At 67.9% G+C, this 23,709-nt stretch carries 16 protein-coding genes and 1 tRNA gene; 5 read left to right on the forward strand and 12 right to left on the reverse strand.

Annotated elements, in window-relative coordinates; translation table 11 throughout:
• Nucleotides 1-107: 107 nt before the first annotated feature.
• Both ACFUNE_RS29350 and ACFUNE_RS29355 read right to left on the reverse strand, forming a co-directional pair.
• Entirely contained in the window at nucleotides 108-491 is a 384-nt protein-coding gene (locus tag ACFUNE_RS29350) for a hypothetical protein (RefSeq protein ID WP_383574259.1), read from the reverse strand.
• Nucleotides 492-550: 59 nt separating this feature from the next.
• Nucleotides 551-1,996, reverse strand: a complete 1,446-nt coding sequence (locus ACFUNE_RS29355) for an FG-GAP-like repeat-containing protein (protein ID WP_383574261.1) — start codon at nucleotides 1,994-1,996, stop codon at nucleotides 551-553.
• Between the two features lie 737 nt (nucleotides 1,997-2,733).
• Here ACFUNE_RS29355 and ACFUNE_RS29360 point away from each other — a divergent pair.
• Nucleotides 2,734-5,016: an ATP-binding protein gene (locus tag ACFUNE_RS29360; RefSeq protein WP_383574263.1), complete on the forward strand. Its 2,283-nt coding sequence runs from the start codon at nucleotides 2,734-2,736 to the stop codon at nucleotides 5,014-5,016.
• Here the strand turns inward: ACFUNE_RS29360 and ACFUNE_RS29365 are convergent.
• The 7 genes from ACFUNE_RS29365 to ACFUNE_RS29395 form a co-directional block, all read right to left on the reverse strand.
• A complete protein-coding gene (locus ACFUNE_RS29365) occupies nucleotides 5,001-5,465 on the reverse strand; it encodes a response regulator (RefSeq protein ID WP_383574265.1) in 465 nt (154 codons plus the stop codon). The two genes, ACFUNE_RS29360 and ACFUNE_RS29365, sit on opposite strands and share 16 nt — an antisense overlap.
• The gene (locus tag ACFUNE_RS29370; RefSeq protein WP_383574267.1) at nucleotides 5,462-7,234 is read right to left on the reverse strand and encodes a PP2C family protein-serine/threonine phosphatase; all 1,773 of its coding nucleotides are present in this window, start codon (nucleotides 7,232-7,234) and stop codon (nucleotides 5,462-5,464) included. The genes ACFUNE_RS29365 and ACFUNE_RS29370 overlap by 4 nt, the downstream gene beginning before the upstream one ends.
• A gap of 624 nt (nucleotides 7,235-7,858) precedes the next feature.
• Nucleotides 7,859-8,230: a DUF6193 family natural product biosynthesis protein gene (locus tag ACFUNE_RS29375; RefSeq protein ID WP_268209580.1), complete on the reverse strand. Its 372-nt coding sequence runs from the start codon at nucleotides 8,228-8,230 to the stop codon at nucleotides 7,859-7,861.
• 11 nt (nucleotides 8,231-8,241) lie between these two features.
• Nucleotides 8,242-13,038: a DUF6531 domain-containing protein gene (locus ACFUNE_RS29380; RefSeq protein WP_383574269.1), complete on the reverse strand. Its 4,797-nt coding sequence runs from the start codon at nucleotides 13,036-13,038 to the stop codon at nucleotides 8,242-8,244.
• A 793-nt stretch (nucleotides 13,039-13,831) separates the two neighbouring features.
• Complete coding sequence (locus ACFUNE_RS29385) at nucleotides 13,832-14,503, reverse strand: nucleotidyl transferase AbiEii/AbiGii toxin family protein (protein WP_383574271.1); 672 nt, start codon at nucleotides 14,501-14,503, stop codon at nucleotides 13,832-13,834.
• The gene (locus ACFUNE_RS29390; RefSeq protein ID WP_383574272.1) at nucleotides 14,500-14,847 is read right to left on the reverse strand and encodes a transcriptional regulator; all 348 of its coding nucleotides are present in this window, start codon (nucleotides 14,845-14,847) and stop codon (nucleotides 14,500-14,502) included. Before ACFUNE_RS29390 ends, ACFUNE_RS29385 begins: the two co-directional genes overlap by 4 nt.
• A 98-nt stretch (nucleotides 14,848-14,945) precedes the next feature.
• A tRNA-Gly gene (locus tag ACFUNE_RS29395) sits at nucleotides 14,946-15,019 on the reverse strand.
• Between the two features lie 465 nt (nucleotides 15,020-15,484).
• On the opposite strand from ACFUNE_RS29395, the gene dcd reads away from it, so the two are divergent.
• Nucleotides 15,485-16,060, forward strand: coding sequence for a dCTP deaminase (gene dcd / locus ACFUNE_RS29400; RefSeq protein ID WP_383574274.1), 576 nt, complete (start codon nucleotides 15,485-15,487; stop codon nucleotides 16,058-16,060).
• Nucleotides 16,061-16,066: 6 nt separating this feature from the next.
• On the forward strand, nucleotides 16,067-16,567 hold the full coding sequence (locus ACFUNE_RS29405) for a phosphoribosyltransferase (protein ID WP_383574276.1): 501 nt from the start codon (nucleotides 16,067-16,069) through the stop codon (nucleotides 16,565-16,567).
• A gap of 77 nt (nucleotides 16,568-16,644) precedes the next feature.
• Here the strand turns inward: ACFUNE_RS29405 and ACFUNE_RS29410 are convergent, their stop codons facing one another.
• The 3 genes from ACFUNE_RS29410 to ACFUNE_RS29420 all read right to left on the reverse strand — a co-directional run bounded on the left by ACFUNE_RS29410 (nucleotide 16,645) and on the right by ACFUNE_RS29420 (nucleotide 20,819).
• The gene (locus tag ACFUNE_RS29410) at nucleotides 16,645-17,574 is read right to left on the reverse strand and encodes a Yip1 family protein (protein ID WP_383574277.1); all 930 of its coding nucleotides are present in this window, start codon (nucleotides 17,572-17,574) and stop codon (nucleotides 16,645-16,647) included.
• A gap of 201 nt (nucleotides 17,575-17,775) precedes the next feature.
• Entirely contained in the window at nucleotides 17,776-20,043 is a 2,268-nt protein-coding gene (locus ACFUNE_RS29415) for a heterodisulfide reductase-related iron-sulfur binding cluster (protein ID WP_383574279.1), read from the reverse strand.
• A 92-nt stretch (nucleotides 20,044-20,135) separates the two neighbouring features.
• Nucleotides 20,136-20,819: a sugar transferase gene (locus ACFUNE_RS29420; RefSeq protein ID WP_383574281.1), complete on the reverse strand. Its 684-nt coding sequence runs from the start codon at nucleotides 20,817-20,819 to the stop codon at nucleotides 20,136-20,138.
• A 305-nt stretch (nucleotides 20,820-21,124) separates the two neighbouring features.
• On the opposite strand from ACFUNE_RS29420, the gene dnaK reads away from it, so the two are divergent.
• Together dnaK and grpE are read left to right on the forward strand one after the other, a co-directional pair.
• A complete protein-coding gene (gene dnaK, locus ACFUNE_RS29425; protein ID WP_383574283.1) occupies nucleotides 21,125-22,975 on the forward strand; it encodes a molecular chaperone DnaK in 1,851 nt (616 codons plus the stop codon).
• On the forward strand, nucleotides 22,972-23,622 hold the full coding sequence (gene grpE / locus ACFUNE_RS29430; protein ID WP_383574284.1) for a nucleotide exchange factor GrpE: 651 nt from the start codon (nucleotides 22,972-22,974) through the stop codon (nucleotides 23,620-23,622). The genes dnaK and grpE overlap by 4 nt, the downstream gene beginning before the upstream one ends.
• Nucleotides 23,623-23,709 lie beyond the last annotated feature (87 nt).

Raw genomic sequence — 23,709 nt, forward strand, 5'->3', positions numbered from 1 at the left:
GGTGACGGCGGCACTTGTCCTGAGCTATGGCACGTTCCGGCACGGCTTCTCGCACGGTGCCAGGGGGAGTGGTGGTAGGGGGCGTTGTCCAGGGGCACGGCCGTCGCTCAGACGGCGGCCGAGAGCACCTTGATCGCAAAGGGCCGGTAGTCGTCGTCGCTCGCCTCGGCGACGTACCCCAGTGCCCCCAGCAGGCAGAGCATCGTCGATGCCATCTGTTCGTGAATACGGCCCGTGGCCGCGATCACCGGGTCATCGAGTCGTTGCTCCCGCAGAGCCTCGATCGTCGCTTTCCGGAGGGAAGGGTGTACATCCCAGTGGAGCCAGATACCGCCTGCGGCGTCGTCGAATTCATCCACTTCGACTCTCAGACCGCCGGCGGCTGTCTCCTGTTGCTGATTCTTCCGGCTGAATACGACGAGCCCGGATCGGGCCAGGCCCGCCGCAACTGCTGCGGCGAGCTTCCGGAGGCGGTGACCAAGCTGCGGCATGGCCACCACCCTCACCGCGGCCCGATCAACGTGAAGTCGAAGAGACAGGCCCTGGGCGGCTATCCGGCGAGGACGTCGCCGAAGTACGACAGACCGGAGGGCCCCCCGACCGAGGCGGCGCCGAAGGACATCGAACCAGTGGCGGTAATGCCGCCCGTACCGGACTTGAAGAGCCAGACCGAACCCGCGCCCCCGTTCTCGGCGTAGGCCCCGGCGATCAGCTCGGCGCGGCCGTCCTTGTTGCTGTCCGTGAGTTCGACGGAGGAGCCGAACTGGTCATCGGCTTCGCCCGCACCCGGCACGCCCGCCGTGTCCTGCGTGAAGCTCTTGGAACCGGTGCCGGTCAGACCCTTGGCGGAGCCCCGCAGCACGGTGACCGTGCCCGTAGCCCGCTTGCTCCCCGTGGCCTCGGCCGGTGCGCCGATCGCGATGTCCGCGTAGCCGTCGCGGTTGGTGTCACCCGCGGCCAGACTCCACCCGAAGCGGTCGCCCTTCTTGGCGGTGCCGGGAACGGCGGTGGTGTCCTGGGTGATACGGACCGGCGTACGGGTGGACAGCCCGGCCGCGCTGCCGTACGTCACGGTGATCGCGCCTCCGAGCCCGCCGTTCGGTTCGTCGGCGGACTTCTCCATGAAGTTGCCGGTGACGATGTCGCCGTAACCGTCCTTGTCGACATCGGAGATGACGGCCTCGTAGCCCCCGGCGACCTTGCTCGACGCCTTGAGACCGGTCTTGCTCCCCTTGTAGAGGACGCTGCGGGTCCGGTAGGCGTCGCCGCTCTCCTCCTGGCCCATGACCAGGAGGTCGGTCGCGCCATCGTTGTTGACATTCCCCGCGACGATCTTGTCGGCGTTGATGCCGGTCTGGTCGTACGTGTCGATACCGACGAGACCCGCCGCCTTGCCGGTCCGGGAGACAGGTCCCTTGAATATGTTCAGCTCGGGTGCGGCGATGTTGACGGCGGCCAGGTCGGTGCGTCCGTCCCCGTCGAAGTCACCGGTAGCGAGGCCCCAGCCCAGTTCGTTCCGGTACTTGGGCAGCGGCGCCGAAATGTCGACACCGGACTTGAGCCCGGCCGCGCTGCCCCAGACGACGGTGAGGACGCCGGAGGAGTCGGTGCTGCCGATTCGCTCGCCGTGCACGCCGACCACCAGGTCGGTGTACCCGTCACCGTCGAGGTCACCGGTGGTGAGACGGTCGCCGAAGTAGTCACTCGTCTCCGGCGTTCCCGGAATGCCGGTGGTCGCCTGGCTGATGATGGTGCGTTTGGACTTGTCCAGCCCGTTCTTGGTGCCGTAGACGACGGCCACGTACCCGGCCCCCGCCCTTCCACTGATCTTCCCGAGGGGCGCGGCAATCGCCAGATCGCGGTAACCGTCGCCGTTGAAGTCGCCCTGCATCCCGGACGGCGCGGCGACGGCACTTCCCCCGGCGGCGAGCAGCAACCCGCCTACGAGCGCGGCCGAGGCAGTGGTCGCGAGGATGGTGCGAAGGTTCTGCTGCATGCGTGTCTTCTTCTCCTACGGCACGCCGGACGCCGTGACGGCTGTCCGAGTCGGTATTCCGAGCCGATGGCATGCGGGGCCGGATCCTGCCAAGCCTCCGACCCCGCACACACGCGTCGCTCGGTGCAGGTGTGACCACTGAAGGGCCCCGGGGGTTGTACAGGCCCACAAGAACGGCCTCGAAAGCCCTGCCCCTCACCTCGGGCGAGGAGCCCGAGCCCGAACGAAGTGCCTCCTCGGGAGAACTTCAGAGCAGTAGAGCGCAGCGCCTCCGGCAGGTGGTGCCGCACGCCAGGGCGTCCGGTCCAGCTTGCGCAGACCGTTTCCGTGCCGTCCGCTCAGGCCTCGCCGACGCACCGCCGGCGAGGCTTTCCTGCCGAGCGGGCGGTGGGCCGCAGGAGCGGCCCTGAACTGCGCTTTTGCGCTAGTCGGGGTGGGTGGTCGCGGTCTGTGGAAGCCGTATCTGACCGCTGTTGTCCGCGGGTCCGGACAAGGGCTGGCTCCGAGTCCGGGACTTGCACGTGGCCCCGCAACCGGTTGCTCCGAGGCGCAGGGACGGGGCACGGGTGCAGGGGGGACGCCTGGTTGCGCAAGGGCTGATCACCCACGGCAGTTGGCTGCCGCGGGGAGCAACGACACACCCGCAGCAGCTCCTCCGCCGCAGGGCACCATGGAAGGATCGTGGCAAACCGGACATCGATCAGGCCGGTTCGAGAACTCTGTGCGGGGGAGAAGAGATGTCCCTACCGGAACCGGAACGCGAGGCCGAAGCGGCGGCGGCCATCGGCTTCGACCTCAGCGAATGCGTCCGGGAGCCCATTCACCGGCTGGGTATGATCCAGTCCCACGGCACCCTGCTCGCGGCGGAGGCCGACACCGGCACCGTGGACACGGCAGCACTGAACACGCTTTCCCTGCTGGGGATTGCTGCCGAGGAATTGGTCGGAGGGCCCATCACGCGGGTCCTGTCCCCCGAGCACTGGGCCGAGGCGCTCCAGGTCTGCGCTCAGCACGATGCGGCAAGCCTGGTTCTCCCCGTCTCCGTCGATGTGGCGGGCGCCCCCCGAATGTTCGACGTGACCGCGCACCGGCACGGGCCTCTGGTCGTTCTGGAGTACGAGTCGCGCACCGTCGCGGCGCCACACTTCCCGCACTTCTACCAGGGGGTCCGGCGGGCTCTGACGCGTCTGCGGTCCTCGACGGCCGTAGTCGAATGCTGCCAGGCGGCCGCCCGTGAGATCCGGGCTCTTACAGGCTTCGACCGCGTGGTCGCCTACCGCTTCGACGGGGATAACGGGCCGGGAGAGGTGGTTGCCGAGGACATCGCCGAGGGCCGGGAGCCCTGGCTCGGACTCTGGTTCCCCGCCAGCGACATCCCGCCCCAGGCGAGGAGGCTCTACCGCGACAACTGGATCCGGGTCATCGCCGACGTGGATGACACCAGCGTGGGTCTGCACCCTCCGCTCCGAGCCGACTCGGGCCTGCCACTGGACCTGTCGAACTCCGTACTGCGCACGGTGTCCGGCTTCCACCTGGAGTACCTGCGGAACATCGGTGTGAAGTCGTCGATGTCGGTGAGCGTCCTCCGGGAAGGCGAGCTCTGGGGGCTGATCGCCTGCCACGGCTACGCTGCTGTCACCATCCCCCCGGAGATGCGGGCGGCGTGCGAGTTCTTCGGCGTGGCCTTCTCCCTCCAACTCGCGGTCATCGAGGAACGAGAGCAGGCCGAGGCACTCACCGCATCCCGCGGGCGCCTCGACCGGATCATCTTTCGGGTCACGTCGGACTTGGAGGACTCACTCCTGGCAGGTGACGACGCCCTCAGAGATCTGCTGCACGCCGACGGCGCGGTGCTCTGCCGCGGTGGCCAGAGCACCATCAGCGGGATGAGCGTTCCCCCCGCACTGCTGGAGGCCCTTCAGGCACGCGCGGCAGGGCCGGCACCCGGCACGGTCTGGAGTACGGACCGACTGTCGGAGGAGTCGGGTGATAAGGACGACTTGGTGGAAGACGGCCCGGCAGGGGCCCTGATGGTGACACTGAGCCGCTCGGGCGACTACCTCGCCTGGTTCCGCAAGGCCCGCCCGACCGCCCGCCGATGGGCCGCCGACCCCTCCAGGCCCGTCCAGGTCGGACCACGGGGCGAACGGCTCACCCCTCGCGGCTCAGGTGCCGTATTCCGCGCGGTGGTGCATGGACAGTGCCTGCCCTGGACGCCCACCGACCGTGCCACCGCACAGGAGCTCTGGCGCACGCTGACAGGACTCGTACTGCGGCACGAGGCGGAGCTGGCAGCGTTGAACGAAGAGCTACGCATCACCAACTCCGACCTCGACTCATTCGCTCACGTGGCAGCTCACGACCTGAAAGAGCCACTACGAGGCATCTCCAACGCCGCGACCTTCGTCATCGAGGACGCCGCCGCGGAGCTCGATGCGACCACCGTCCGCCGGATGCACACCGTGCGACGGCTGGCCGGCCGGATGGACGACCTGCTCGACTCACTGCTGCACTTCGCCCGACTGGGCCGAGGCGGGCTTCACCGCACCAAGGTCCCACTGGACCGCGTACTGGATTCCGCGCTCGACGTGGCCGGCGAACGCCTGGCCGAAGCCCACGTGCGGGTCGTCCGACATGACCTGCCCGAGGTGTACGCCGATGAGAGCCGGCTCTACGAAGTGCTGGTCAACCTCCTGGTGAATGCGGCCAAGTACGCCGCTGACCAGGGTGACCGCACGGTCGAGGTCCTGGTCGACACGCTTCGCCCACCGTCCGGCGGGCCTCCACAGCAGACCGTCGTGGTCCGGGACAACGGCATCGGCATCCCGCCCGGCCAGCAGCACCAGGTCTTCGAGCTCTTCCGCAGACTGCACGGGCAGGGCGAGCGCGGGGGCGGCACCGGCGTGGGGCTCGCGATCGTCAGGCGGATCGTCGAGCGCCACGGCGGCGAGCTGTGGCTCGACAGCGAACCAGCCCGTGGGACGACGTTCTTCTTCACCCTGGGTCAGGAGGGAGGCTGAGCGGGAGGGCCCTCCTCCCCACCCCTCGCCTTCCTCTGCCAGTAGTCGACAGCCCCCTTCAGCACCGCGCTGAAGAGTTCGAAGTTGACCGGCTTGTAGATGTAGCTGTCGGCGCCTGCCGCATAGGTCGTGTCCACCTCGTCCGGCCCGGTGGACGAGGTGAAGGCGACGACGGCCACGCCCTCCAGTTCCGGCCGGGACCGGATCGAGCGCAGCACTTCGGCTCCGCTGGGACCGGGCAGCTTCAGGTCCAGGAGGACGAGCCCCGGCCGACGGGGAGCTTCCAGCAACCGCTCGACGAATCCCGTCCCCCGGTCGGTGAAGTCCAGTGCCAGATCCGGATGGGTGCGACGGAGCGCCCGTGCGATGGCCTCGGCGTCCTCCGCCGAATCCTCGACCACCCAGACGAGGTCGTGATCGATCCTCTGCTCCCCGGCAGGCCCGCTCATCCGATGGACTCCGCCTGGGCGACGAGCACGGCGATGTCGTCGGCACCCGTCGCCCGGAAGTCCACAACAGCCTCTGCCAGCCGCTCGGCGAACCGCTGAGCCCCACCGGCACCCTGTCGCACGACCTCGTCCCGCAGACGCGATTCGAAGAACATCCCGTCGGCCGCTCTTGCCTCGGTCACCCCGTCGGTGAACATCACCAGCGCATCCCCCGGCGCCAGGCGCACCGACCCGGATCCGTACTCGATGTCCTCCAGCACGCCCAGCAGATCCCCGTGGGCCAGGAGTTCCTCCACGGTGCCATCCGCACGTCGCATCAGAGGCGCCGGATGCCCGGCACTCCAGTAGCGGGCACGAAACCCCCACCCGTCCGGTACCAGCACCGCTACGAGCGCCGTCACGAAGCGGGATGTGCCCTCCCTGACCAGGGCCTGATTCAGCCGTTCCAGCGCGTGCTCGGGCGTACTGCCGTCCTCGAGAAGGGTGCGCAGGGTATGGCGGGCCAGACCTGTCAGCGCCGCCGCCTCCGCCCCGCGACCGCAGACGTCACCGAGGAGGAGGGTCACACCACCCTGCGCCGTCGGGACGGCGTCGTAGAAGTCACCGCCCACGTCGAGCGCGACGTCACCCACTTCGTACGCGGAACTCAGCGTGATTCCCGGAATCAGCGGCAGCTCTCTCGGGAGCAGATGCCGCTGGAGAGAGACCACGTGGCGGCGCCGCTGTTCGTACAGGGTGCTGCTGTCGATGGCCAACGCCGCCCGGTCGGCCAGACCCGCAAGGAACTGTGAGGCCCCCTCGGCCACGACCGCCCGATGGTAGAGAAACGTCAGGGTGCCCAGGACCCGGCCTCGGGCCTTGAGCGGGTTGACACTGATCGCCCGCACGGCGCGGCCCGCCCCGGACGAGTCGGGCCCGAAGGGCCCCCCTCGCAACCCCTTACCCTTCAGCGCCAGTGCCTGCCCGCTGCCGAGTACCTGCCGTAGCGCCTCCGTCAGCCAGGCGTCCTCGGCCGCAACCTTGCCGAGCCACTGCTGGTCACCGGCGTCCATGTGCGCGAAGGACACGGATTTCAGTCCTTCGGGAAGAGAAAGATGCAGAACGCACCCCTCGGCGATGGCGGGAACGGCCGTGCGAGCCACCCGCTCCAAGGTGCTTTTCACATCAAGGCTCGAATCCATCTGCAACGACGCCTCCGCCAGAAAGGCGTCACTCACCTGCCGCACCTCGTCGGCGCGCCGCGCCGTGATGCGCCTGTCCGAGACCATGGCGACCTCGGCCACCTGCTTCAACCGGGTCCGCAGCGTCACATCGATGGTGTCCCTGTCCGCGGTACCGACCATGAACGAGGCCCAGCCGTCCTGCCCCAGCGGCACGGCACACTCGGCCAAGCTCCGCGTGCCGGCTGCCGCCAGCACCTGGACGTGCGGCATGGCGCCGTCGAGCTCCGACACTTCGTGAACCGTGACAGTCGGATCACCGTCCGGAGCCCCGGCTGCGCCGGATTCGCCGTAATTCCGTTCGATTTCCACGAGCGATGACGTCGGCTCCACCACGGTGACACTACGCAGATAGTGGAGCAACCCGCCGCTCCAGCGGGTACCCACGACGGCCAGTACGCCGGGCATGCGGAGCAGCATGTCGTAGAGAGAATCGGCCAGCCCCGTCACGTCCTGCGCATTTTCGGCGACGCGCCAGAGCTCATGCAGACGGCCTGACCACCATCCGTCATCCGCCTGACGTGAAGCCATGCCCTCGTGCTGCTCCACCGCTGATCCGCCGTCCCGTATCACCACTGTCGGCCCCGGCCCGTCAGGGGAAACGCTATGCCACCCCGCGACTGAGCGCCTCCAGGCGCGGTCTCGGTGGCGCTTGGAAGGAGACGCGAGAGGCCGACCGCCACAGCCGTCACCCCTGCCGTCCTCGCCGGTCACGCTGCCCGTTCCGTCCGCCCGGACCGCGCATGTGCTTGCGAGGTGCTGGCGACCGGAGGAAGCCGACGGACGCGTCGGGTGCGGAACGGGTACACAGGGCGCTCGATCGGGCTTGAGCAACAAGAAAGCCCCAGGTCGCTGGCCTGGGGCTTTGTCATGGAGCGGGTGACGAGAATCGAACTCGCGCCCTGAGCTTGGGAATCACTGGTGCTTGGACTGCCGCAGTAGCTCTGACCTGCATGTTTGCCCCGATCGGGCGAGGTCGGCGAGGTCTCTGGATGCCGCACCTGACCGCTGCTGTCCGCTCCGCTGGGCACGGATGGGGCACGGCGCCCACGAAGGGCAGTCTGCGAGCATGTCGAGCGGGTGGCAGTCGTGTACGGCCAGCGACCGACGTGCCCCGCCCAATCATGAACCCCTTGCCCTCAACGCCCATGAGTGCGCGCCGAAGGTCTCCGGTTACAGGTCGTGCGCTGTTCCGTCGATGGCAGGCCCGCATCCGGCAGGAAGGTTGGCGACGATCAGATCGATCGCCTCCTCCACCGTGTCGGGCTCCCCGAGGATGGTGCCGTCGGACTGGCGGACCACCATGAACCCGCCACCGGCACGTGGGAACAGGCTGCCCACGTCGTGTGGCCGCGGGTAGCGAATGCAACGGCTGAGGTACAGGGCGCCGTGGCTGACCGTCGGAAACAGTTCCCGCAGGCGAGGGTTTACATAGGCTGCCCGAGGCATGGAGGGGTCGATCAGGCTGTCTCCGGAGTCGAGGATGGCCCTCCATTTATCCGCGACGATTTTCGCAGCCTGTGCGAGGTCTTCATCCTTTGTCATTTGTCAGGCCATCACTTTCTGGGCTTGGGGGGTTGTATCTCAGGAATATCCGGTTTCGGGACTTCAATTTCCTCATTACCTGAGTACCAACTTATTTCCTCCCAGGGACGTCCGAGCGGATCGGGCTCATTGAACATGGCATCGGACTCGTACATGCGCACATTTCGTGCGACGACGCTCATCTCCCAAGCCGTCCCCAAACCCTCGCTCGGCCAACTCCCAGGTGCGGTCCCGAACGGCTGCCCATTCCGGGCGGCGGTTTGGAAGGCATCCACGATTGTTTCCGGGGTGTTCCAGTTGCCGTACTCGCCCCTGCTGTTGGGCATCCCGTCAAGCGTGATGGACAAGGTGGTGCCGCGGTCTCCCACCGCGGCCATGACGTTCGTCATCCAGATCGGCCCGCTTTCCTCGACTCCGGCATAGTCTGGCCCGTTGTAGGTGTGGGCTCCTGGATCGCCGGTGGCGCGGAGATGCGCGGCCAGTGAGTTGGAGGCGTTGTCGGGCTCCTGGTTGACCCCCAGCACCACACTGTGCCTGTGCTCCCCACCCCGGTGTGGGCACTGCGCAAGTCCCAACGGGTCGACCCACCGCGTGGGGTTGTCGACGTAGGTGACCGAGTTCGGGGCCGGGGCCAGGCCGAGTGGGTCCGGGGAGAGGTAGCGGCCGGCTTCGGGGTCGTAGTGGCGGTGGCGGTTGTAGTGGAGTCCCGATTCCGGGTCGAAGTACTGGCCCGGCAAGCGGAGCGGGGTGTAGGCGTCGGCGCCGCGGTTCCACGAGGTGGATCCCCACAGGGTGGCGCGGGTGTGCCATGCCACTTGGCCCTGTTCGTCGATGAGTTCGCGGGGGGTGCCGATGAGGTCGGTGATGATCGCGAAGAAGCGGCGGTCGACCTCCGCTCGGTTCAGGAGACGGCGTTCGACCTGGGTGACCGGCTTCACCCCGTCGTGGTCCCAGGTGAGGGCGACGGAGTCCAGGGCGCCCGCCGTGGTGGTGGTCTGTTCGCAGAGGGTGTCGCCGTCCCAGGTGAAGGTCACCTCCTCGGTGACCGTCGTCCCGTCCGCCGACAGACGCTGCTTTGCGGCGCGGCGCCCCAGGGCGTCGTAGAGATAGCGCCAGCGTGTCCCGTCGGGTGTGGTGACGGAGACCAGGCGGTCCTCGGCGTCCCAGCCGTAATGCCAGGTCTCGGGCTTGCGGGGGAGGCGGGCTTTCTGGCGCAGGACCACGCGGCCTTGGGCGTCGTGTTCGTAACGGATGCGGCCCGCGCGGGTGATGCGGGTGCCGACGTACTCGCGAGTGCCGGTGGCGTCGCCCGTGCCCGGCCAGGTTGCGGTGGTCTGGTTTCCGGCTTCGTCGTACGCGTATCGCTCCGACCAGTTCTCGGCGGTGACACCTGTGACCCGGCCGTCACGGGTTACTTCCAGCTGCTTGTGTCCGCCGGACAGTTCGTCGACCGAGGTGAGGTGGCCGTCGGCGCGGTAGGTGTACGAACGGCGCTGGAGAATCCGGTCGCCCGATGCGCGGACACGCTGGTCGGTAAGGCGGCCCGCAGAGTCGTATGCGTGCTCTACGGTCAGTGCGTCGCCGATCCGGCGGGTCGTCTCACGGCCCGTCTCGTCGAAGGCGAAGACCACCTGATGGCCCGAGGCGTTCAGCTCGGCCCGCAGTCCGGCTGGGAAGGACCAGCTGCTGACCGCCCCGGAGGGGGTCACCCGGCGGAGGCGGCGCCCGGTCTCGTCGTGAGTGTTGGTCAGTGTGCGGCCGTCACAGGTCTCGCTCAGGACCCTGCCCGAGCCGTCGCGTACGTACGACAGCTCGGTGTCCGGGCCCGTCGCCGAGGCGAGATGGCCGTGGATGTCGTAGGTGAAGCGCGTGACCGCGCCGTCGGCGTCCTTGGCGGTGACGCGGTCCGCCGTGTCGCGCTCGTATCGGACCGTCTGGCCCGCGGCGTTCGTGCGGGAGGTGAGCTGTCCGCAGGCGTCGTGTGTGTAGCGGAGCGAGCGGCCGTCGAAGTCGGTCTCCGCGCTGAGGCGGCCTGCCGGGTCGTAGGTGTAGTCCCAGGTCAAACCCTGAGGATTGGTGACACGGGAGACACGCAGCTCGGTGTCGTGCGTGAACTCCTGGCGCACTCCGGCAGGTGTGGTGCGGGCGGAGACCAGATCGAAGTGGGTGTACTCGAAGCGGGTCTCGCCCCCCGCCGCGTCGGTGTGGACGAGGCAGTTGCCCTCGCTGTCGTACGTCCAGGACTGCTGTGCGCCGTCCGGGTCAGTACGTCGGGCGAGTTTGCCTTCGACGGTCCATTCCAGCTCGGTGGTGCGGCCCTGGGGATCGGTGATGGTTATCGCGCGTCCGAAGGCGTCGCGGGTGTAGCGGGTGACCGCGCCGAGCGGGCCGCGGATGGCCAGGGGGAGGCCGGCCGCGTCGCAGCGCAGCCGGTCCAGCGCGCCCAAGGAGTCGTCGACGCCGGTGAGGTGGCCGTTCGGGCCGTGGGAGAGGCGAGTGGTGGACCCGTCCGGCCGGGTGAAGAGCGTCGGGTTGCCACGGTCGTCGTACTCCTGGCGTGAGGTGTCGCCGTCCGGACCGGTGACAGCGGCGAGCTGGTTCAGCTCGTTGTACTCGACCGTGGCCGAGCTGCCGTCGGGGTGCTCGATGCGGGTGGGATTCCCGTGGTCGTCGTAGGTGTAGGTGGTGATCCGGCCGAGCGGATCCGTCCGGGAGAGGAGCCGGTCATAGCGGTCGAAGGTGCGGTGGGTGACGCCGCCCAGGGGATCTGTCTCGGCGACGGCCTGCAGCCGGTCGTTGAAGTGGTGGACCTTGGTCGCCCCGAGGGAGTCCGTGTACCGGGTGACGCGGTCGCCCGTCTCGGGGTGGGTGTCGTACGTGAATGTGGACGAGAGGTAGCCGTCCGGGCCGGTCGTGCGGACGACGCGGCCGGCGTCGTCGTACACGTAGCGGAACGTGGAGTCGTTGCGGTCGGTCCAGGAGGTGATCCGGGCGTCCGGGTCGTACGTGAAGCGAAGCGGCAGCCCGGAGGAGTTGACCACGCCGTCAAGATTGCCCGGAGCGTCGTAGTAGTAGCGCATGACGGTGACTGGGCCGTCCGGGGTGCGCAGCGCCAGTTCGCGCACCCGGGCGTCCTCGATGACCAGGGCGACCCGGTAGCCCCCGGAGTGGACGACTGCTGTGGGACTGCCGTCGCCGAGGCGGGCGAAGCTGATGCGGTTGTGGTTGCGGTCCTCGATCGCCCGGAGCCAGTAGGCGGGGGACGCGTTGTACGGGCCGCCCTGGAAGGAGCGGGTCAGGCCCGAGTGCGGGTCGGTGACGCAGTAGGTGGTCTGCCCGTTGTGCTGGCCCCCGTGCAGCAGGGGCAGCCGAGCGCCCTCCACGGGCATGACGCCGCCGGTGTCGTCGGGCAGCGGCAGCTGCGGATAGATGAGAAGCGAGCCGTCCTCGCGGGCCCAGACCGCACCGGCGCCGAGCGCGTCGAGCTCGATCCGTTCGTCCAGTGTGGATGCCCAGCTCCGGCCGAACCACTGACCGTACCGGTAGGCGGAGAGGTGAGTGCGACGGAGGACGAGAGGAAGGGTCCCCGGCAGTGACAGGTCGGTCTGGGGCAGGGTCATCTCACCGGTGGCGACGTCTACCGGGTCGTTCTCGCAGGTCTTCTTCTCCAGCGATATGGCATTGCGCCGGGGCTCGTCCTTGGAATTGTTCAGAGCGTCCGGCTTGGTGCGGGTGGAGTCCCGGCGTTCCTCGGGGCGGGGGGCAGTGGCGTCGCCCTTGTCGCGAACCTTGCCCGGGGGGCCGATCCCGTCCTTGATGTCGAGGTCGATCTTCTTCTGGATGGTGGAGATCTCTTTGACCGCCTTCGGCAGTGATTCGCCGAGGTGATCTCCCATCGCTTTGTTTGCCTTGCCGAGGGCTTTCATCGCCTTGTCGATCACCGGGTCGAGCGCACCGGCAATGTCGTCCTTGCCCCGGGTCCGGCCATGGTGGGACTTCGCAGTGGCCAACTTGCCGGCGGTCTTGCCGTGCATGTCGATGCTGACCAGGTGCAGCTTCGTGCCGGCGCGGTCGTGCTCCGAGTGCTCGATGTGCACACCCTTGCCGGACGCGGGACCGGGACCCGCGCCGGCAGAAGCGAGCTGGAGGGAGTCCTTGGCACCCGCCACGCCCTCCTTGAAACCCTCCTTGCCCGACTGGCCGACCTGGTTCATGTCGACGCCGTTCTGGAGCCCCATCGCATTGGCGCCGATCTGCACCACCAGATCCGCGGCCATGTTCTCCAGTGCCGCGACGGCCGGCTCGGTCATCGCGGAGACGATGTAGCCGACGACCTCCTCCAGGCACTCCTTGATGACGCGCCGGATGGCTTGCTGGGCGACTGCGATCGCCGCTCCACCGATGAGCATGGACAGCCCACCGGTCACCGGTATCAGCGCCATGGAGATGCCGGCTTTGCCGGCCAGGACGCCCAGGTGGACGATCGCCGCGTACTTCATGGCCTCGATCGCCATCGCCGCGTTGTCGAGAGCGCCCGCGATCGTCCTGGCGGCGCCGGCGATGTCCTTGATGTGCTTGTCCTTGACCTTGCCCCAGTGGCCGTTGAGCGCATCGAGGGCCTCGCCGTGGCCGGACGACAGCAGGCGCTGCACATGCTGGTTGGCGAGGAAGCCGTCGTCCTCCACGTCATCTGCGAACTCGCGCAACGAGACGGCCATGTCCCGATAGGCGTCCTCGTCGACGTTCGGCCAGCTGATGCCGATGACGTCGAGCATGGTGTCGGCCCAGTCGGGCACAGTTACGGCCACAGCGCGAAATCCCCCCGTACGAACCTGCGTTCGCAGAATGCGTAAGCGAACAGGATGTCATTCCGGCGCTGTGGGGCCAAGGTCGTTCTTGGCCTACCCACACCAGCAGGTGGTGCGGCGGTGTCGCCGTCTCGGCGAAGCGGACCACGCCTTCGAGGGGCCGGGCGCCGAAGAACGGCTGCCTGCGCTTTTGGCGAGGGGCTGCAGGGATGGCTTCTGGCCGAGCCGCCTGCCCGAGTGGCCCCCGGCGGGGTGGTGGACGAGCGGCGACGAGGGCCCGAAAAGTTTCTTCACGGTGCACTCGCTAATGGCCGAGGCGCTCATCGGCCGTTCTGTGGGGTTTCGGTGGGCAACGGGCTGATGGCTCAAATTCCGCGGTCTTCGCGAACTCAGTCGCGCCCTGCTGGTCGGTGCTGTCTCGCGGATCAGGTCCGGGCGACCCCGCGCACGCCGCCGCGCGAAGGCCGACGAAAAGCCTTCTGGTGCGGATCTGGTGCGCGACCCCTGAACTGGTCCAGACAACAAAGAAGCCCCCGGCCGCTGGCCTGGGGCTTTTTCATGGAGCGGGTGACGAGAATCGAACTCGCGCTCTGAGCTTGGGAATCAACGGTTCTTGGACGGCTGTGCGGCTCTGACCTGGATCTTTGCCTGGATCGGTCGAGGCTGACGTGGTCTCTGGGCGCTGTGCTTGACCGCTGTTGTCCGCTCCGAAGGGCACGGATGGGGCACAGTCGTTGTGGGCTGAGCAGCATGAGGTGCGTCCTGCCGAGCGCGTCCGGTCTGTGTGTGGCCCTCAGTCTTCGTGCGGAGCCTCCTGCTCCTGGAGTCGTTCGCCGATGTCGCCGGCCCATGTCTGTGCCCACTGCCGCAGCCTGGTGATTGTTTGCTCGTCGAGTCCGTAGGCGGCGAATTCCGTGTCGTCGATCCAGTCGGCTCCGCCCAGTCGAGCTTGCAGCTCGCTCAGGTCGAAGGAGTCGCGGGCATGGCGCCGTCCGAGCTCTTCGAGTTCGACGTGACTCCAGTGGTTCGCTGCGGCCTGAACGTCGATCAGGTCTCTGGCGAGCCCGCGGTCGGACAGCGCGCGGACCTTGGTTCCAACGACATCTTCGAGTGACAGCACCAAGCCGTGCTCGGTGTGCACAGGCGGTCGCCAGAGGGCTTCCTTGAGGATGTCGACTTCGCACTCTTCACGGCTGGTGGGATCGGTGACGATCAGGCGCGCGGAAAGCGGGTCTGTTTCCAGAGCGCTGACCTGCCACCCGCGCTGCTCCAAGCCGATGCGCACGGCAGTCGCAATGTCCTCCATGCGCTCGGGGTTCTCGGTCGCGACGTCGAGGTCCTGGCTGAGCCGGTCGACCAGGCCGTGCGCTTGGACCGCGTAGCCACCGGTAAGCGCCAGAGGGTATGCACCGCCTACGGCAAGCACGTCTGCGAGCAAGCGACGGTGCAGGTCGGTGAGGTTCACGCCGCGGCCCGGGCGCTGTGAGCCAACTCGTCGAAGGAGCGTTCCCAGACTTCACGAACATCACGGCTGATCAGTGTGCGCAGTGTGGGCCACAAGCTGACGAGGAGGCCGCGATTGAGATACCGGACCAGATCATCGTGCTGGCCCTCGGCCAGCACGATGCGGTAGTAGCTCATCCGCAGCCGGGGCTGATCGAGGTCGAAAGTGGTCAGTCCCGACCACGCCAGGTGGAGTGGCAGGCTCACTGTGCCGTGCTCGGGGCCGGCGAGCTCGGAGAGCGCCGCGGGTGCGCGCCGGGCAAACTTGGCACGGCGGAGATCGGAAAGGCTGGGCTGTGATGCCATACCCCGATTATCCAGGGAGGAGCCGCTGGGGGCCGACCGGACGGTGACAAGGTGCCGCATACAAAGAAGCCCCCGGCCGCTGGCCTGGGGCTTTTTCATGGAGCGGGTGACGAGAATCGAACTCGCGCTCTGAGCTTGGGAAGCTCATGTTCTACCATTAAACTACACCCGCGAGGCACACTCATGATCGGCTGTGCATCGTCCCACACTGTACCCCATCGCAGGCCCCCGGCGTGTTCGCCGTGGGGCCTGCGTGTCGTTCCGGGGCGTGGACGCGGGTGCGGGTGGGGGGAGTTGAGGGCGTAGCGTGGGTGGACGGAGTGCCGCCTGGAGCGGCGTCCTGTTCATCCCCTAATGTGGCGGTCTCGTCCATGGCTGGTTGGGGAAGGGACTTGATGGAGTCGATGGAGCGCACGGTCGTCCGCTGTGCCGAAGGGCACGTTTTTGCTGCCTCGTCGTTCCCGATGCAGCAGCTCGGGTCCGAGCGGATCGGCCCCGGGCGGCTCATCCGCTGCCCGCGCTGTGCGCGGCTGAGGCAGGCCGTTCCTGTGGCGTTCGAGGAGCGCTAGCGATGTGAGGCAGGCGCGCGAGGTGGTCCGGTTGGGGTCGGCTCGCGCGTTCTGCGTATCCTCGGTGCGTGCTTCTCTCAGATAAGGACCTCCGGGCCGAGATCGATGCCGGGCGGGTTCGCATTGACCCGTTCGACGCCTCGATGGTGCAGCCCTCGAGCATCGATGTGCGGCTGGACCGCTACTTCCGGGTGTTCGAGAACCACCGCTATCCGCATATCGATCCCGCCGTCGAGCAGGTGGACCTGACCCGTACGGTCGAGCCCGAGGGTGACGAGGCGTTCATCCTCCACCCCGGGGAGTTCGTCCTGGCCTCGACCTACGAGGTCATCTCGCTCCCCGACGACCTTGCGTCGCGGCTGGAGGGCAAGAGCTCGCTGGGGCGGCTCGGGCTGGTGACGCATTCGACCGCCGGGTTCATCGACCCCGGTTTCTCGGGTCACGTGACCCTTGAGCTGTCGAATCTGGCGACCCTCCCGATAAAGCTCTGGCCGGGAATGAAGATCGGGCAGCTGTGCATGTTCCGGCTGACGTCGTCCTCGGAATTCCCGTACGGATCCGAGCGGTACGGATCGCGCTATCAGGGCCAGCGAGGGCCTACCGCCTCGCGTTCTTACATGAATTTCCATCGGACTCAGGTGTGATGCGGCATGGCTGGTGAAGCTCGGGAGAATCTGACGTACGAGGCCTTCGGGCACGCCGTGCGTGAGCTGGCGCAGGCGGTGGCCGACGACGGTTACGAGCCGGACGTCGTGCTGAGCATCGCGCGGGGCGGGGTCTTCGTCGCCGGCGGTCTGGCGTACGCCCTGGACTGCAAGAACATTCATCTGGTGAACGTCGAGTTCTACACCGGGGTCGGGACCACGCTGGAGATGCCGGTCATGCTGGCACCCGTCCCGAACGCCATCGACTTCTCCCGGAAGAAGGTCCTGATCGCCGACGACGTCGCCGACACGGGGAAGACGCTGAAGCTGGTCCGCGACTTCTGCATCGACCACGTGGCCGAGGTGCGCAGCGCGGTCGTCTACGAGAAGTCGCATTCGCTCGTGAAGTGCGAGTACGTGTGGAAGAAGACCGACCAGTGGATCAACTTCCCGTGGAGCGTGGAGAAGCCCGTCGTGCGCCGTGAGGGGCAGGTTCTCGACTCCTAGGAAATCCTGGGAACGGCACTGGAGAGACGGAGGAGGGGCCCCGGCGCGCTGCGCCGGGGCCCCTCCTCCGTGTCGGATCAGATCGTGCCGAGCTTGATGATCGAGAGCAGCGCGATCAGCTGGATGGCCGAGGCGCCCAGGGCCTTCGGCCACGGCAGGTCGTGGGACTTGCTCACCATCGAGGTGAACAGTGCTCCGGCGGCCAGCCAGGTGATCCAGCCGAGGATCTGCACCAGGGAGTTCTCGCCGCCGAGGAACAGGGCGAAGACCAGCCGGGGCGCGTCCGTGATCGACATGATGAGCATCGACAGGCCCACGGTCGGCTGCCACGAGCCCGTGCCGCCGAGCTGGCGGGCCAGGGTGTGGGTGACCGCCCCGAGGACCAGGCCGCCGACGACGAAGCCGAGTCCCGTGAAGATCACGTACGGGGCGGCCGTCGAGACCTCCGCGTGGATCGCCTCGTCGCGCGCCTGGTCGAAGCCGAAGAGCGCGAGCAGGCCGTAGACGAACGTGACGACGATCGCGGTGCCCCAGACGGGGTAGTCGCGCATCTGCCAGAACGTCGGTCCCGGCCGCATCACGATGCCGCTCAGCAGCTGCTTCCAGTGCAGCCGCGGCCCGGAGGGCTGCGCGGGGGCGTTGCCGGCCTGGTAGGTGCTGCCGTCTCCGTACGGGTCCTCGTTGATGCTGAACGCCTGGGTGTGCCCCGGGGCGTTGGCATACGGGTCCTGCTGCGAAGGCTGCTGGTGCGGTTCGCCGAAGTACTCCGGTTCGCCGTGTCCGCCTCTGTGCCCGTGCCCACCCCCGTGTCCGTTGCCGCCCTGCCCGCCGCTGTACGGGGCGCCCTGGGGGCCGCCGTACGGTGCGCCGTTGCCTCCTGCCGGGGGCCACGACTGCCCGCCGTACGGCGGCGGTGACGCCTGCGTGCCGTACGGCTGTTGCTGCTGCTGCGGGTGTTGTTGCGGTGTGCGGTTGTCCCGGCCGCGTCCGATCCTGAATCCAGCCACACATCGAACGTACCTGGTCCGTATGGGTGTGGTGTGAGGGCCGGGGGAACAAGGGGCCCATTGCGGCCTAGCTGTGACATCCCCTAGGGGAACCCCGGGGGGCCTGCCGCACCCTCCGGGCCCCGGGCAGCACCCCGGACAGACCGAAGCGGCCGGTCCTGCCCCCGAGGCAGGTCCGGCCGCTTCCGCGGGTGGAGACGGTTACTGAACCGGCTCGGGTTCCGGCTGGTCGGCTGTCTCCGCGTCGTCCACCGGGTCGGCGGGGGTCTTCACCGACTCCAGCAGCAGCTGCGAGACGTCGACCACCTGGATCGACTCCTTCGCCTTGCCGTCGTTCTTCTTGCCGTTGACCGAGTCGGTCAGCATGACGAGGCAGAAGGGGCAGGCCGTGGAGACGATGTCCGGGTTGAGGGAGAGGGCTTCGTCGACACGCTCGTTGTTGATGCGCTTGCCGATCCGCTCCTCCATCCACATCCGGGCACCACCGGCGCCGCAGCAGAAGCCGCGCTCCTTGTGGCGGTGCATCTCCTCGTTCCGCAGACCCGGGACCTTCGCGATGATCTCGCGCGGAGGCGTGTAGATCTTGTTGTGACGGCCCAGGTAGCAGGGGTCGTGGTACGTGATCAGACCCTCGACCGGCGTCACCGGGATCAGCTTGCCCTCGTCCACCAGGTGCTGGAGCAGCTGCGTGTGGTGGATGACCTCGTACTCGCCGCCGAGCTGCGGGTACTCGTTCGCGATGGTGTTGAAGCAGTGCGGGCAGGTCGCGACGATCTTCTTCGACGCCTTCGACTTCTTCGTCGAGTCGTCCTCGTCGTCCTCGCCGAAAGCCATGTTCAGCATCGCGACGTTCTCCTGGCCGAGCTGCTGGAACAGCGGCTCGTTGCCGAGGCGGCGGGCGGAGTCACCCGTGCACTTCTCGTCGCCGCCCATGATCGCGAACTTGACGCCCGCGATGTGCAGGAGCTCCGCGAAGGCCTTCGTCGTCTTCTTGGCCCGGTCCTCGAGGGCGCCCGCGCAGCCGACCCAGTACAGGTAGTCGATCTCGCTGAGGTCCTCGACGTCCTTGCCGACGATCGGGACCTCGAAGTCGACCTCCTTGGTCCACTCGACGCGCTGCTTCTTGGCGAGCCCCCAGGGGTTGCCCTTCTTCTCCAGGTTCTTGAGCATCGTGCCCGCCTCGGACGGGAACGCGGACTCGATCATCACCTGGTAGCGGCGCATGTCGACGATGTGGTCGATGTGCTCGATGTCGACCGGGCACTGCTCCACGCACGCACCGCAGGTGGTGCAGGACCACAGCACGTCCGGGTCGATGACGCCGTTCTCCTCGGCGGTGCCGATGAGGGGGCGCTCCGCCTCCGCGAGGGCGGCCGCGGGGACGTCCTTCAGCTGCTCCTCGGTGGCCTTCTCGTTGCCCTCCATGTCCTTGCCGCCGCCGGCCAGCAGGTACGGGGCCTTGGCGTGCGCGTGGTCGCGCAGGGACATGATCAGGAGCTTGGGGGAGAGCGGCTTCCCGGTGTTCCAGGCGGGGCACTGCGACTGGCAGCGACCGCACTCGGTGCAGGTCGAGAAGTCGAGGATGCCCTTCCAGGAGAACTGCTCGACCTGGGAGACACCGAAGGTGTCGTCCTCGCCCGGGTCCTCCCAGTCGATCTCCTTGCCGCCCGAGGTCATCGGCTGCAGCGCGCCGAGCGCCACCGCGCCGTCGGCGTTCCGCTTGAACCAGATGTTCGGGAAGCCGAGGAAGCGGTGCCAGGCGACACCCATGTTGGTGTTGAGCGAGACCGTGATCATCCAGATCAGCGAGACGCCGATCTTCACCATCGCGGTGAAGTAGATGAGGTTCTGGAGGGCGCCGAGCGAGAGGCCCTTGAACGCGAGCACCAGCGGGTACGACACGAAGTACGAGGCCTCGTAGCCCCCGACGTGGTGGATCGCGCCCTCGAGGCCGCGCAGGGTCAGGATCGCGAGCCCGATGACGAGGATGACGTACTCGACGAAGTACGCCTGCCAGGCCTTGGAGCCGGCGAAGCGGGACTTGCGGCCGGCCCGGGAGGGCAGGTTCAGCAGCCGGATCGCCATCAGGGTGACGATGCCGAGCACGGTCATGATGCCGATGAACTCGATGTACAGCTCGAACGGCAGCCACGTGCCGACGATCGGCAGCACCCAGTCGGCCTGGAAGAGCTGTCCGTATGCCTGGAGCAGCGTCGGCGGCAGGGTCAGGAAGCCGATCGCGACGAACCAGTGGGCGAAGCCCACGATCCCCCACCGGTTCATCCGGGTGTGGCCGAGGAATTCCTTGACCAGGGTGATCGTGCGCTGCTTGGGGTCGTCGGTGCGGCTGCCTGCCGGCACCGGCTGTCCGAGACGGACGAACCGGTAGATCTGCGCGACGGCTCGGGCGATGAGCGCAACGCCGACGACAGTCAGCACCAGCGACACGATGATCGCGGCGAGTTGCATTTGGGGGCTCCTCGGGCCTGCGAGGGTGGGATTCAGCGTGTACACGCGATTACTAAGCAGTAACTTAATCAGTCTGTGCTGACACTATCCACTTATTCCGCCACGCTGTAGCCGGGCAAGCGGTGATCTGTGTCGCTCAGGCGAGCCTTCCCCGGGAGTCGCAGTCCGTGCAGGGCCGCATGGAGCGGGATGCGTACGGACTGCGCCAGGATCGCCAGGTCGAGCCCTGTCCCATGATGCTCTGCGTAGTGCGCGTCGAGGAGGGCGGGCTCGTCCCAGGGCATTCCGGAGCGGGCGCGCACCTGGGCCAGGCCGGTCAGTCCGGGGCGCAGCGTCTGCCGCCAGTGCCCGGCCGCCGGCGCGAGGAGCGCGGCCTCGTCGGGGGTGAGGGGTGCGGGGCCCACGAGCGAGAGCTCCCCCCGTACGACGTGGGGCAGCCGGGACAGCAGGTCGAGCCGGAGCCGCCGGGTGCGCAGCGAGCGCAGTTCGAAGGGGTGTCCGCCGAGGCCGATCCGGGTCTCGCGCCTCAGTGTGCCTCCCGGGGTACGGGGCAGCCGGAGGGCGAGGGCCAGGGCGGCGAGGGCCAGGGCGGGCGCGGTCAGGAGAAGGAGCGCCGAGCCGAGGGTCAGGTCCAGGGCCCGTTTCACGGTCACGGCCGCCAGGGCCCCGGCGAGACGGCCGGCGGCGGCCGTCAGCCCGGTGATCGCAGCCCGGGCGGCCGCCGGTAGGGCGGGGTACCGCGTCCTTCGTGCCGCAGCCTGCTTCGCGTTCCGCATTGCACCTGCCCGGGGTCGATGAGTGGCGGTATGACCGTCTAGATCCATTTTGTGACAGAACGATCCCACGGTGCGATGGTGGGTGGGGCGTGTGTGACGTGGCGCGCACGCAGGTGTCGCGGGGCGGGAGTGGCCCGTTGGGGCGACTTCTGCGATTCCGTCACCGCTCAGGCGCGCGAACTGCCTGCTCAGACGCGTTGTGAGCACATAAGTTGAGCGTAAGTGGCTCAGGTCCTTTGACTCCGGCAGGGGTCTCATGCATCCTTGAGTCAGATCCACTCAAGTAGTCAGTTGGAGGAATTGAAATGGCACGTGCGGTCGGCATCGACCTGGGCACGACTAACTCCGTCGTCAGCGTTCTCGAAGGCGGCGAGCCCACCGTCATCACCAACGCCGAAGGCGCCAGGACCACGCCGTCCGTCGTCGCCTTCGCCAAGAACGGCGAGGTGCTCGTCGGCGAGGTCGCCAAGCGCCAGGCGGTCACCAACGTCGACAGGACGATCCGTTCGGTCAAGCGCCACATGGGCACGGACTGGAAGATCGACCTCGACGGCAAGAGCTTCAACCCGCAGCAGATGAGCGCCTTCATCCTGCAGAAGCTGAAGCGCGACGCCGAGTCCTACCTGGGCGAGAAGGTCGCCGACGCGGTGATCACCGTCCCGGCGTACTTCAACGACTCGGAGCGTCAGGCGACGAAGGAGGCCGGCGAGATCGCGGGCCTGAACGTCCTGCGCATCGTCAACGAGCCGACCGCCGCAGCCCTGGCGTACGGCCTCGACAAGGACGACCAGACGATCCTCGTCTTCGACCTCGGTGGCGGCACCTTCGACGTGTCCCTCCTGGAGATCGGCGACGGCGTCGTCGAGGTGAAGGCCACCAACGGTGACAACCACCTCGGTGGTGACGACTGGGACCAGCGGGTCGTCGACTACCTGGTGAAGCAGTTCGCCAACGGGCACGGCGTGGACCTGTCCAAGGACAAGATGGCTCTCCAGCGTCTCCGCGAGGCCGCGGAGAAGGCGAAGATCGAGCTCTCGTCCTCGACCGAGACCACGATCAACCTGCCCTACATCACGGCGTCCGCCGAGGGCCCGCTGCACCTGGACGAGAAGCTCACGCGCTCGCAGTTCCAGCAGCTGACCGCGGACCTCCTGGACCGCTGCAAGAACCCGTTCCACAACGTCATCAAGGACGCGGGCATCCAGCTCTCCGAGATCGACCACGTCGTTCTCGTCGGTGGCTCGACCCGTATGCCGGCCGTCGCCGAGCTCGTCAAGGAGCTCACGGGCGGCCAGGACGCCAACAAGGGTGTGAACCCGGACGAGGTCGTCGCCATCGGCGCCTCGCTCCAGGCCGGTGTCCTCAAGGGCGAGGTCAAGGACGTCCTGCTCCTCGACGTGACCCCGCTGTCCCTCGGTATCGAGACCAAGGGAGGGATCATGACGAAGCTCATCGAGCGCAACACCACGATCCCGACCAAGCGTTCCGAGATCTTCACGACGGCCGAGGACAACCAGCCGTCCGTCCAGATCCAGGTCTACCAGGGCGAGCGCGAGATCGCGGCGTACAACAAGAAGCTCGGGATGTTCGAGCTCACCGGCCTGCCGCCGGCCCCGCGTGGTGTGCCGCAGATCGAGGTCGCCTTCGACATCGACGCCAACGGCATCATGCACGTCGCTGCCAAGGACCTCGGCACCGGCAAGGAGCAGAAGATGACCGTCACCGGTGGCTCCTCGCTGCCGAAGGACGAGGTCAACCGGATGCGCGAAGAGGCCGAGCAGTACGCCGACGAGGACCACCGCCGCCGCGAGGCCGCCGAGTCGCGCAACCAGGGCGAGCAGCTCGTCTACCAGACGGAGAAGTTCCTCAAGGACAACGAGGACAAGGTCCCCGGTGACGTGAAGGCGGAGGTGGAGACCGCGCTCACCGAGCTGAAGGAGAAGCTCAAGGGCGAGGACACCGCCGAGATCCGTACGGCCACCGAGAAGGTCGCGGCCGTCTCCCAGAAGCTGGGCCAGGCGATGTACGCCAACGCGTCCGAGGGCGCGGCTCCGGGTGCCGAGGCACCGGGTGACGGTCAGGCCAAGGCCGACGACGACGTCGTCGACGCCGAGATCGTGGACGACGAGAAGGACCAGAAGGGCGGTGCGGCGTGACCGAGGAGACTCCGGACTTCGAAGAGAAGCCCGACGTCCCCTCCGGCGCCAACCCCGACGACGCTGAGTCGAAGGCCGCCACCCCCTCCGAGGAGGAGGCGGCGGCCCCGGCCGGGGACGTACAGCAGACAGTGGCCCTGACGGCCCAGCTGGACCAGGTGCGTACCGCGCTCAACGAGCGCACGGCGGACCTCCAGCGGCTCCAGGCCGAGTACCAGAACTACCGTCGCCGCGTCGAGCGCGACCGGGTCACGGTCAAGGAGGTCGCGGCAGCGGGCCTGCTGACCGAGCTCCTTCCGGTGCTCGACGACGTCGGGCGGGCGCGGGAGCACGGGGAGCTGGTCGGCGGCTTCAAGTCGGTGGCCGAATCCCTGGAGACGGTCGTCGCGAAGCTGGGCCTCCAGCAGTTCGGCAAGGAGGGCGAGCCCTTCGACCCGACGATCCACGAGGCCCTGATGCACTCGTACGCGCCGGACGTCACCGAGACGACCTGCGTGGCGATCCTGCAGCCCGGGTATCGCATCGGGGAGCGCACCATCCGCCCCGCGCGGGTGGCCGTGGCCGAGCCGCAGCCGGGTGCCGCACCCGCGGCGGCGAAGGAAGAGAAGGCAGACGACGAGGAGAGCGGTGGCACCGAAGAGGTCTGACATTCCGTCCGACCACTGCGGTGAACACCGACGGGGCGTGCGGCCGGCCACAGGGCCGGCCGCACGGCCGATCGTCCGGAAGGAGGG

The organism is Streptomyces sp. NPDC057287 (assembly GCF_042667905.1).
Classification (GTDB): Bacteria; Actinomycetota; Actinomycetes; order Streptomycetales; family Streptomycetaceae; genus Streptomyces.